This is a genomic window from Rhodococcus sp. NPDC057014 (assembly GCF_042673295.1).
In the GTDB taxonomy this organism is placed as follows: domain Bacteria; phylum Actinomycetota; class Actinomycetes; order Mycobacteriales; family Mycobacteriaceae; genus Rhodococcus_F.
This window is the reverse complement of sequence record NZ_JBHUSF010000283.1, coordinates 1-12,343: the sequence shown is the minus strand read 5'-3', so window position 1 is coordinate 12,343 and position 12,343 is coordinate 1. Positions and strand designations below refer to the sequence as shown.

Below are 12,343 nucleotides of genomic sequence, written 5' to 3'. Positions count from 1 at the left end.
GTCTTCGACGGCACCGGACTGACGTACCGGGACCTCGACGAACGGTCGAACCAGCTGGCCCGGTTGCTGGTGGACAGGGGAGTGGGACCCGAAACCCGGGTCGCGCTGGCGCTGCCCCGGTCCTTCGAATCGGTGGTGGCCGTCTGGGCGGTGGCCAAGACGGGTGCCGCCTTCGTGCCCGTCGACCCCGGCTACCCCGCGGACCGCATCCTGCACATGGTGCAGGACTCCGGGGCGATGGTCGGGATCACCGTGTCCGGGAAGCGGGAACTGCTGCCGGACTCGATCCGGTGGATGCTCCTCGACGACCCGGCACTCGAGGTGCACTGCACCCACGAGTCCCGGTTGCCGCTCACCAACCGCGACCGCATGCGGCCGATCCTGTCCGACCAGGTGGCGTACGTCATCTACACGTCGGGATCGACCGGCAGACCCAAGGGTGTCGCGGTGACGCACCGCGGCCTGATGAACCTGGTGACCGACGAACGTGAGCTGCTCGGCGTCACGTCCCGTTCGCGGACACTGCATTTCGCGTCGCCGAGCTTCGACGCCTCCGTGTTCGAGATGCTGATGGCACTCGGCGCGGGAGCCACGATGATCATCGCGCCGCCCACGATGTACGGCGGATCGGAACTCGCGGAACTGCTCGCGGCCGAACGCATCACCCATGCGTTCTCGACCCCGGCGGCGCTGGCGTCGGTGGACCACCGCGGGCTGGGTGACCTCGCCGTGGTCGTCGTCGCCGGTGATGTGTGCCCGCCGGAACTGGTCGCCCGCTGGGCGCCCGGACGCCGCATGGTCAACGCGTACGGCCCCAGCGAGGCGACGATCATGTCGTCCATCACCGAACCGCTCCGCGCCGGCGAACCGGTCACCATCGGCGGCCCGAGCCGCGGGGTGCGGGCGCTCGTGCTGGACGGGCGACTGCGTCCGGTGCCGGTGGGGGTGCCGGGCGAACTGTACGTCGGGGGACCGAGTCTGGCCCGCGGCTACCTCGGACGGCCCGGACTGACCGCCGAACGCTTCGTCGCCGACCCGTACGGCGAGCCCGGCGACCTCCTGTACCGCACCGGCGACCTCGTCCGCTGGCGGGAGAACCGCGTCCTCGATTTCGTCGGCCGCACCGACCACCAGGTGAAGATCCGCGGATTCCGGATCGAACTCGGCGAGATCGACGCCGCCCTCACCGCGCACCCGCAGATCGAGTACGCCACCACGATCGGCTACGAGCACCCGAACGGGGAGACCTCCCTCGTCGCGTACGTGCTGCCGTTCACCGGTGAGGACGTCGACCGCGTCGAGGTCGCGAATTTCGTCGGCCGCACCCTGCCCGCGTACATGGTCCCCGCGTCCGTCACCCTCCTCGACGTCCTGCCGCTCACCCCGGCGGGCAAACTGGACCGGGCCGCGCTGCCCGAACCGATCTTCGCCGCCGCGGCCACGACGTTCGAGGCGCCGCGGAACCCGATGGAGGTGATCGTCGCCGGCATCTTCGCGGACATCCTCGCCCTCCCCGAGATCGGCATCCACGACAGCTTCTTCGACCTCGGCGGCAACTCGCTGCTCGCAACCCAGGTGGTGTCGCGGATCAACGCCGCCCTCGACGTCCACGTCGGGGTCCGTGAGGTGTTCGAATCGCCCACCGTCGCCGCACTCGCGGCGCGGATCACCGAGACCACCACCCACGGTGCGCGGCGGCCCGCACTGACGGCGAGGGTGCGCCCCGAACACATTCCGCTGTCGCTCGCGCAGCAGCGGATGTGGTTCATCAACCAGTTCGACACCGCGTCACCGGCCTACAACCTGCCGGTCGCACTCCGTCTGTCGGGTGAGGTGGACCTGCGTGCCATGCAGATCGCGATCGCCGATCTCGTCGGACGGCACGAGGCGCTGCGCACCGTGTACCCCGATTCCGCCGACGGCCCGCACCAGGTGATCCTGCCCGCCACCGACGCGGTGCCCGACCTGACACCGGTGCCTGCGCACCCCGACGACGTCCTCGAACGGGTGCTCGCACTCGTGACGACGGGCTTCGACGTGACCTCGGACGTGCCGCTGCGGGCACGGATGTACCGCGTCGGCACCGACGACTACGTGCTCGTCATGGTCGCCCACCACATCTCGGGGGACGGCTGGTCGCTCGCCCCACTGGCCCGCGACGTCATGCTCGCCTACACCGCCCGCACCGAGGGGCACGTCCCCCTCTGGACGCCGCTGCCGGTGCAGTACGCCGACTACAGCCTGTGGCAGCGGGAACTCCTCGGCGACGAGGCCGACCCCGAATCGGTTGCTGCCGAACAGATCACGTACTGGACCCGCACCCTGGACGGTCTGCCGGACCGGCTGTCGCTGCCGACCGACCGCCCCCGGCCCGCGGTCGCCTCCCATCGGGGCGCGCACGTGCCGTTCACCATCGACGCCGACACCCACCGCGCACTGCTGACGCTCGCGCGCGGCCGGAACGCCTCGCTGTTCATGGTGATGCACACCGCGCTCGCGGTCCTCCTCGCGCGACTGAGCAACGAATCCGACATCGCCGTCGGCGCGCCCATCGCCGGACGCGGCGAGGAGTCCCTCGACGAACTCGTCGGCATGTTCGTGAACACCCTGGTCCTGCGCACCCACGTCGACCTCGGGACTTCGTTCGCGGACAGCCTGAACGTCGCACGGTCCACCGACCTGGGCGCGTTCGCGCACTCGGACATCCCGTTCGAGCGCCTCGTCGACGTGCTGAATCCGGCCCGTTCCCGCGCGCACCACCCGCTGTTCCAGGTGGCGTTCTCGTTCCAGAACCTCGCCACCGCCACACTCGAACTTCCCGGCCTGCATGTCGAGGGACTCGACGTGCCGAACACGATCTCCAACTTCGACCTGCACCTGACGCTGTCGGAGAAGCACGACGCCGACGGCGCCCCGGACGTGATCGAGGCCCAGTTCACCTACGCCACCGACCTCTTCGACGACACGACGGTCCGGGCGTTCGCGGAACGCTTCCTACGCATCCTCGGGTCGGTCGTGCGGGACCCGAACCTCGCGGTCGGTGCCATCGACCTTCTCGACGACGTCGAACGGCAGTCGGTGATCGCCGAATTCAACGACACCGCTGTCGATCTGCCGCAGACGACCCTCCCCGACCTGTTCTCCGCCCAGGTGGCGCGGACACCCGACGACCCCGCGGTGTTCTTCGAGGGCACCGAACTGACGTACGCCGAGTTCGACCGGCGCGTCGACGCGCTCGCCCACCGGCTGATCGATGCCGGCGTGGGGCCGGAAGCGGTGGTGGGGCTGGCGATGAACCGGTCGATCGAACTGCTCACCGGGATGTACGCGGTGCTGCGGGCCGGTGGCGCGTACCTGCCGATCGATCTCGGACATCCGGCAGACCGGCTGGCATACGTGCTGGAGACGGCACGCCCGGTGTGCATCCTCACCACGTCCGCGGACGGGTTCACCACCGAGAACGTCCCCGTACTCGAGGTCGACACCCTCGACCTCGCCCCGCGCGGACCCGTGACCGCCGCGCACCGCCGCGCCCCGCTGCGACCGGAGAACACGGCGTACCTGATCTTCACGTCCGGGTCCACCGGCCGACCCAAGGGAGTCGCGGTGCCGCACGCCGCCATCGCGAACCAACTCCGCTGGAAGCAGCACGAATACCCGCTCGATACCACCGACGCGGTCGTGCAGAAGACGCCGGTCACGTTCGACCTGTCGGTGTGGGAGCTGTTCTGGCCGCTGACGGCGGGTGCCCGGCTCGTCATCGCCCGCCCGGACGGCCACCGCGATCCGGCCTACCTGGCGGACCTGATGCGTCAGCACCGCGTCACGACAGCACATTTCGTACCGTCCCTGCTGGAGGCATTCACCCCGGGTGCGGGGGAGCAGCCGGCCCTGCGCCGGGTTCTGTGCATCGGTGAGGCGCTGCCCGCCGACGCGGCCGCCCGTTTCCGCAGCCGGTTCGGTTCCGTCTCCCTGCACAACCTGTACGGCCCCACCGAGGCGGCCGTGTCCGTGACCGCCTGGGCTCACACCGACGGCGACACCGACACCGTCCCCATCGGCGGACCGGAATGGAACACGCAGGCGTTCGTGCTGGACGCCCGGCTGAACCCGGTTCCCGTCGGGGTGGCGGGGGAGCTGTACCTGGCCGGTGACCAGCTGGCCCGCGGCTACGTGGCCCGCACCGATCTGACGGCCGAGCGCTTCATTGCCAACCCGTTCGGCGCACCCGGTTCACGGCTCTACCGCACCGGTGACGTGGTCCGGTGGCGCATCCGGGACGGGAAGGGGGTCCTCGAATACCTCGAGCGCTCCGACTTCCAGGTGAAGGTCCGCGGATTCCGCATCGAACTCGGCGAGATCGAATCGGCGCTGGTGCGGTCCGCCGGGGTGGGGCAGGCCGTCGTGGTCGCCCACCGGAACCCGCACACCGGGACCGCCCTCGTCGGCTACGTCGTCCCCGAGGACGGCTCGACCATCGACTCCGCCGCGGTGCTCGCCGACGTCGGCGCCGCGGTGCCGAGCTACATGGTGCCCGCCGCCCTCGTCGTGCTCGCGGAACTGCCGCTGACCGCGAACGGGAAACTCGACCGCAAGGCGCTCCCCGCACCCGACTTGGCCTCGACGGCAGTCGAATACCGCGCGCCCGCAACACCCACCGAGGAGGTCGTCGCCGCCGTGTACGCCGACGTGCTCGGCGTCGAGGAGGTCGGGACCGGCGCGAACTTCTTCGACCTCGGTGGCAACTCCCTCGTCGCGACCCGGGTGGTCGCCCGGCTGTCCGAGACGCTCGGTCGCCGCGTCGAGATTCGGTCCCTGTTCGAGGCGCCTGCCGTCGGTGCCCTTGCGTCGCTGCTGGACTCGACGGACGCGACCGGATCCGCCCGCCCGGTGCTGACCCCGACAGTGCGCCCCGAACGGCTCCCGCTGTCCTCGGCGCAGCAACGGATGTGGTTCCTCAACCGGTTCGACCCGAACTCCGCCGTGCACAACATCCCCGTCGCGGTCCGGCTGTCGGGCGTCCTGGACGTCGACGCACTGCAGCACGCGGTCACCGACGTCCTCCACCGCCACGAGTCGCTGCGGACGATCTACCCGGACTCCGCCGACGGCCCGCACCAGGTGATCCTGCCCGCCGACCGGGTCGGTGACACAGCGTCCGTCGTCGCGACCGACGAGACCGCACTGCCCGCTCTGATCGCCGACCTGGTGACCACCGGGTTCGACGTCACCGCGGAGGTCCCGGTCCGGGTGCGGATCTTCCGGATCTCCGCGACGGAGCACGTCCTCGCCGTGGTCGTGCACCACATCTCCGGCGACGGCTGGTCGATGGCGCCGATGGTGCGGGACGTGATGGCGGCGTACGCGGCGCGGTCGGCGTGCACGAGCCCGGACTGGGCGCCGCTGCCGGTGCAGTACGCCGACTACGCCCTGTGGCAGCGGGCCCTCCTCGGCGACGACACCGATCCCGACTCGGTGTCGGCGCGGCAGCTCGCGTTCTGGACGCAGACCCTCGCGGGAGCCCCGGATCAGCTGGATCTGCCCACCGACCGGCCGCGTCCCGCGGTCGCGTCGTACCGGGGCGGTACCGTCGACTTCACCGTGCCGTCCGATCTGCACGGCTCCCTGCTGGGTGCGGCGCGGGACGCGAACGCCTCCGTGTTCATGGTGGTGCACTCGGCGCTCGCGGTGCTGCTGAGCCGGCTCGCCGGTTCCGCGGACATCGCCATCGGAACCCCCGTCGCGGGACGCGGTGAACGCGAACTCGACGACCTGATCGGCATGTTCGTCAACACGCTGGTCCTGCGACAGCACGTCGACGGCGGGCGCACATTCGCCGAACTCCTCGCCGATGTGCGCGAGACCGATCTCGCCGCGTTCTCGCACGCGGACGTCCCGTTCGAGCGCCTCGTCGAGGTCGTCAATCCGTCGCGGTCCACCGGGCGGCACCCCCTGTTCCAGGTGATGCTCACGTTCCAGAACCTCGACCAGGCGACCCTGGAACTCGGCGACCTGTCGGTGAGCGGTGTCGACTTCGACGTGGACATCGCCAAATTCGACCTGCAACTCACCCTGATGGAGCAGTTCGACTCCGAGGGAGTCCCGGCCGGGATCGCCGCCCGCCTCACGTACGCCGCCGACCTGTTCGACGAGCCGTCCGCGCACGTGTTCGGGCAGCGGTTCCTGCAGGTGCTGCGGGCGGCGGTCGACGGTCCGGACACCGCGGTCGGCGACCTCGACATCCTCGGCAGCGGCGAACGGAAGCAGATCGCCGGCACCAACGACACCTCGCACCCCGTGCCCGCCGGCACCCTCGCATCGCTGCTCGACGCGGCGGTGGCGGCGGACCCCGACCGGATCGCGGTGGTCTTCGAGCGGGACGAGTTGACCTACGCGAATTTCGACGCCCGCGTGAACAGGCTGGCGCGCCGACTGATCGAGCAGGGCGTCGGCCCTGAGTCGGTGGTGGCGGTGGCGATGCGCCGTTCGATCGATCTGCTCGTCGGAATCCATGCCGTGGTCAAGGCGGGCGGCGCCTACCTGCCGGTCGATCCCGACCATCCGGTCGAGCGCACCGCGTACGTGCTCGACACCGCACAGCCGGCATGTGTGCTGGTCAGCGGTCCCGGACTCGCCGACAGCGGCGCGGTCCCCGTCATCGACGTCGCCTCCGAGGACCTCTCCCGGTACGGCAGCGCGCCCGTCACCGATCGGGACCGGCTCCGGCCGCTGTCCGCGGCGAACACGGCGTACGTGATCTTCACGTCCGGGTCGACGGGTCGTCCGAAGGGGGTCGCGGTCACGCACGGTGCGATCGTGAACCGGTTGCTGTGGATGCAGCACGAATATGCCCTGACCAGCACGGACATCGTTCTGCAGAAGACGCCGGTGACGTTCGACGTGTCGGTGTGGGAGCTGTTCTGGCCGCTGCAGGTGGGGGCGTCGCTGGTGATCGCTGCACCCGACGGACATCGCGATCCGCGGTATCTGACAGGGCTGGTACAGGAACGTCACGTGACGACCATGCATTTCGTACCGTCGATGCTGTCGGTGTTTACTGCGGAACCGGCTGTGGTGCAGTGTGATTCGTTGCGGTTGGTGTTCTGTTCGGGGGAGGCGTTGACGCCGGAGCAGGTGTCGCGGTTCCGGGCGGTCAGCAGTGCGGATCTGCACAATTTGTACGGGCCGACGGAGGCTGCGGTCGACGTGACGTCCTGGGAGACCGGTGCGTCGGACACGGTGTCGGTGCCCATCGGTCGTCCGGTGTGGAACACGCAGGTGCATGTGCTGGATGCGCGGTTGCATCCGGTGCCGAACGGGGTGGCGGGGGAGTTGTATCTGGCGGGTGATCAGTTGGCGCGGGGGTATCTCGGTCGCGTTGATCTCACCTCGGATCGGTTCGTGGCGAATCCGTTCGTCGCGGGTGGTCGGATGTATCGGACGGGGGATCTGGTGCGGCGCCGGGGTGATGGGGCTCTGGAGTATCTGGGTCGTACGGACTTCCAGGTGAAGTTGCGGGGTCAGCGGATCGAGTTGGGGGAGATCGAGTCTGCCCTGGAGACGCATCCGGATGTCACGCAGGCGGTCGTGGTGGTGCACCGGGACGAGCGCGGCGAGGAGGCCCTCGTCGCCTATCTGGTGGGACGGCGCGCGGCGGAGTGGTCCGACGTGCGCGCACACCTGTCGACCCGGGTTCCGTCGTACATGATCCCGGCGCAGGTCGTGCACCTGGACACGCTGCCGCTGTCGGTGAACGGCAAACTCGACCGCAAGGCCCTGCCCGCACCGGAGGTCCGCTCGGCCGCCGCCGAGTACCAGCCGCCACGAACGGCGGCCGAACGGGCCGTCGCCACCGTGTTCGGCGAGGTCCTCGGCATCGACGGGGTCGGCGCCACGGACAGCTTCTTCGACCTCGGCGGCAACTCCCTGATCGCCACCCGCGTCGCGTCCGCGCTCGGGTCCGAACTGGGCATCGACTTCCCGCTGCAGTGGATGTTCACCGACCCGACACCGCGGTCGCTGGGGCAGCGCATCCAGAACGCGGCGACCGACGGCAAGCACGACGCCGGTGCCGCGCTCGACGTGCTGCTCCCGATCCGCACCCGAGGGACGGCGGAGCCGCTGTTCTGCGTCCACCCGTTCATCGGGCTCGCATGGAGCTACGCCGGGCTGAGCCGGGAACTGACCGAGGACCGGCCGATTTACGGGCTGCAGTCGCCGGCTCTGACCGAGGACGGGCCGCACCCGGAGACGATCACCGACTACGCGGATCGCTACGTCCGGGAGATCCGCTCGATCCAGCCGCACGGCCCGTATCACCTGGTGGGCTGGTCGCTGGGCGGGGTCATCGCGCACGAGATGGCGGTGCAGTTGCAGGCGGCGGGCGAAGAGGTGCGTCTGCTCGGACTCCTCGACAGCTACGTCGGACTCGACCGCAGCGTGGAGAACACCGCGACCACGGCGGACCTTCTCGGCGGTGCCGGCCTGGACCTGCCCGACGACGGGGTTCTCGACGAACTCGCGCCCGGCGGGCAGTTCGACGCCGAGCGGGCGGCCGCGCTGCTCCGGGTGGTCGGCGGTCCGCTGGCGGCGCTCACCGCCCCGGAACTCGACCGGATCTACGGGAACGCACTGCGGGCACCCGACCTGATCGACGGACACCGGCCGAGGGTGTTCGACGGCGAACTGGTGTTCTTCACCGCCGCCCTCGACGACGGCTTCCACATCGACCCGGTGACCTGCTGGAGCCCGTTCGTGCGTGGAAGGATCGACGAACACCCGGTGGACGCGACGCACTGGACGATGACGACACCGGACGCTCTCGCCGCGATCGCACCGCACCTCGAGCGTGCGCGGCGCCGGCCGCGGCACGCCGCGCCCGACACCGGCAGGGACGCCGACCCCGACGACAGCGAGAACCGGCCGCATTCGGTGCGCTGACCACACCCCGCCGCCGCTCAACCGACCGCGAGGTTTGGTTTGGGCGGTGAAGGGGGAATACCACGAAATGTGAGCGGTTGTAGCGGAAATGAGCGGTTGACCACCCCGAACATCGCGGACGCCGGACCTGCCGTGGCTTCAGGGTGCCGGTTTCATACCCCAGGTGTGAGATCTGACCGAAGAGAAGACCAAACCCTTGACTCCGCGGTACCGAATAGTAGATTGAGAGCGGTCATGTGACCTACCTCTCATACGGTACGGAAGCCCGGGAGGTCGGTCATACGTGGTTTCTTCGACTGCGTGTTCGGGGCGTGACGCTCGGTGCTTGGTGTGCTCGGAATGTAACGCGCCCGCGTTCAGCAGATCGGAGTACTTGGATGAGTCCTGTCGAGACGGTGACCAGCCCAGTGACCTACAGAAGCTTGTCCGTGTCCAACATCCCGTCCCCGCCGGCGATGGGGTCGCCGGAACCCCGGACCACGCCGGAGGCGGGGTCGCCGACCCTCCGGACGCGGCGAACGCCGCCCCGGCTGAGCCGAGACGGCGTTCGTACGGTTCGGTGGCCTGTGTCAGGCTCCGCGGCGCTTCGCCTTCAAAAGGTCGAGGCGCTCCTTCAGCAGCTCTTCCAGTTCCTCCTTGGAGCGGCGTTCGAGCAGCATGTCCCAGTGGGTACGCGGCGGCTTGACCTTCTTGGCCTCGGGCGCGGTGCCCTCGACCAGGGTCCCTTCGAGGCCGTTGCGGCACAGCCACGTGCCGGGGATCTCGGCATCGTCGGCGAAGGGGATGTCGAAGATCTCACCGTTGTCGCACCGGTACTTGGCCATCCGACGGGGCGCGAGGTCGTGGTCACGGTCGGTCTCGTAGCTCACCGCTCCGAGTCGACTCCCTCGAAGTACGCGATCTGCCATGGTTGTGTCCTCTCCTCGTTCGTCTCCGCGCGAGCACGCCTGGACCAGCACCAAGCGTTCACACTCATCTACAACGCCACGGCCTCCCGATTGGTTCCCGCACGCCGCGCAGATGCAACCTCGACATCTTACCGGGCGGGCTCGGGGGCGCCGCGCAGTAAGGTGGTCGATCATGACCAGCGCCTCCCGCAGACCGGATTCCTGTGTGTGGTGCGGACGCGAAGTGGCCGAGACGGGAATGGGCCGGCGTCGCCGGTACTGCCGTCAATCGTGCCGGCAACGCGCGTACGAGCAGCGCAACCAGGTCAAGGGCACCAGCATCCCCGCCGATGCGGTGGTGCTCACCTCGGAGGAAGCCTCCGCCATGGTCGACCGGGTTTTCCAGGTTCGATGTGCCGCCGAGGACGTGGCGACAGCCGTTGCCGAAGGTGCGGCGGCCCATGAGGTGGAGTCCCTGTGCGCCGATCTCGTGCAACTCGCACGTGAGGCCGAACGCTTCCGCTGAGCCTCCGACCGAGGCGGGGGAGCGTGGGACGCACTCTGCTCGACCGGTCCGACCGTCGCCGATCGATGGCGATTCCGAAACGAACATCACGAATCGACGCACACCGGGCCCACACGTACAGCACGATCAGTACAGCGTGGGAGACCGGCGTCGGTTGGTCCGTCTCACGCGCAGGACTTGCGCATCCAAGGTCTTCTACCCGCTGGGGGAACGAGATGACGAGTGTGAATTCGCCGCAGCCGACTAACGGCGCCGAAGATGTGAACGTTCCCGAAGGGGCCTTCCCGCTCTCCTCGGTGCAACGGAGCATGTGGTTTGCCCAACAACTGAGCCCGACGGTCCCCAAGTTCATCGCCCAGTACATCGAGTTGCGGGGCGAGATCGACCTGGACTTGCTGAGCGATGCGGCCGTGCAGGCCGGTCAGGAGTTCCAGTCGCCGTTCCTGCGTCTGCTCGACGTCGACGGGGAGCCCTATCAGGCGGTCGATTTCACGATCGACCCGTCGATCGGGTTCCTCGACTTCCGCGGCGAGGACGACCCGATGTCGGCCGCGCAGGTGTGGATCGACGAGGACTACGCGACACCTCTGCGGTTGACCCGGGACCGGCTCGTCGAGATGAACGTCCTGCAGGTCGGTGAGCAGCACTACCTGTGGTACACCAGGATTCACCACGTCGCGCTCGACGGGTACAGCGGCATGACCATGGTGAACCGGATCGCGGCGCTGTACACCGCGGCGATCGAGGGCACCGAACCGGAACCGAATCGTGCGCTGGACCTGCGCGAGCTGTACGCACTCGACCAGAAGTACCGGAAGTCGAGCAGGTTCGAGAACGACCGGTTGTATTGGGCCGAACGGATAGTCGGCATCGAGCACGGGTCGACGCTCGCCACCCACGACGCCCCCGCGGCCGCGAAGAGCAGACTCGAGAGCGCGAAGATCTCCGAATCCGCGCTGGGTTTCCTCGGCGAGTCGGATCAGCGGGTCGGTGCCACGTCGGCGGCCGTCCTGCTCGCCGGGTTCGCCTGCTATTTGTCCCGCATGACGGGCAAGCGGGACGTGCTCATCAACCTGCCGGTGTCGGCGCGCACCACGGCGCCGCTGCAGCGGTCCGGCGGCATGCTCGTCAACGTCGCCCCGCTGCGGATCACGGTCCGCCCCGAGGACACGGTGGCCGAACTCGTGCAGCGGACGCAGCTCGAACTGATGGGTGCGCTGCGTCATCAGCGGTGCAGCCTCGAGGACATCCGCCGCGACGCCGGACTCGCGGGGACCGCGGAGGGGCTTGCCGGCCCGATGGTGAACGTCATGCTGTTCCACCAGGCGTTCACGCTGGGCACCGTCGACGGCGAGTATCACATCGTGACGTCGGGCCCGGTGGACGATCTGCTGGTCAACATCTATCAGAGCGGCGACGGCCAGACACTGCTCGATTTCCGTGGCAACCCCAACCGGTACGGGGCGGAGGAGCTGCGTGCGCACCACCGCCGATTCGTGGAGTTGATCGAGGAGTTCGTCACCGCGGAGCCGCAGGCGCGGACCGCCGACATCCACGCCGAGAGCGCGCGCCTCGGTGCGCGGTTCCTCGAACGGGAGTCCCAGCTCGAGTTCTGGAAGCGGGAGCTGGCGGGCCTGCCCGAGGTGACGGCGTTGCCGCTGGACCGGCCGCGCCCGGCCGAGCGGGCCGGCGCGGGTGAGGTCGTCGGGTTCGCCGTCGACGCCGACGTGCAGCACCGCGCGGCACTGCTGGCAGAGGAGGCGGGCACCGGGATCTTCACCGCGCTGCACGCCGCGCTGGCCGTGCTGCTGGGCCGGCTGGGTGACACCGACGACGTCGTGGTCGGAACACCGATCGTCGGGCGCGACACGAGCGACTCCGAAGACCCGGAAGCCGGGGCGTTCTTCAACAAGGCGGTCCTGCGGTCGCAGGTGGACGGGGCGTCGTCGTTCGTCGACCACCTGAGCCGGGTCCGGGACGCCGACCGGGC

At 69.3% G+C, this 12,343-nt stretch carries 4 protein-coding genes; 3 read left to right on the top strand and 1 reads right to left on the bottom strand.

All coding sequences use genetic code 11. The annotated features are described in order from the left end of the window. Positions 1–8,940, top strand: an 8,940-nt coding sequence (locus ACFTZB_RS35565; RefSeq protein ID WP_378439043.1) for an amino acid adenylation domain-containing protein, incomplete at its 5' end; no start/stop codon positions are given. A gap of 569 nt (positions 8,941–9,509) precedes the next feature. Here ACFTZB_RS35565 and ACFTZB_RS35560 read toward each other — a convergent pair. Beyond that, positions 9,510–9,848 carry an RNA polymerase-binding protein RbpA gene (locus ACFTZB_RS35560; protein WP_124393463.1) on the bottom strand — a complete coding sequence of 113 codons (339 nt, stop codon included), beginning with the start codon at positions 9,846–9,848 and terminating at the stop codon, positions 9,510–9,512. A 172-nt stretch (positions 9,849–10,020) separates the two neighbouring features. Here ACFTZB_RS35560 and ACFTZB_RS35555 point away from each other — a divergent pair, with 172 nt between their 5' ends. Both ACFTZB_RS35555 and ACFTZB_RS35550 read left to right on the top strand, forming a co-directional pair. Continuing rightward, positions 10,021–10,353, top strand: coding sequence for a hypothetical protein (locus ACFTZB_RS35555; RefSeq protein WP_124393462.1), 333 nt, complete (start codon positions 10,021–10,023; stop codon positions 10,351–10,353). 215 nt (positions 10,354–10,568) lie between these two features. Further along, a partial coding sequence (locus ACFTZB_RS35550; RefSeq protein WP_378439040.1) for a condensation domain-containing protein occupies positions 10,569–12,343 on the top strand: 1,775 nt, incomplete at its 3' end.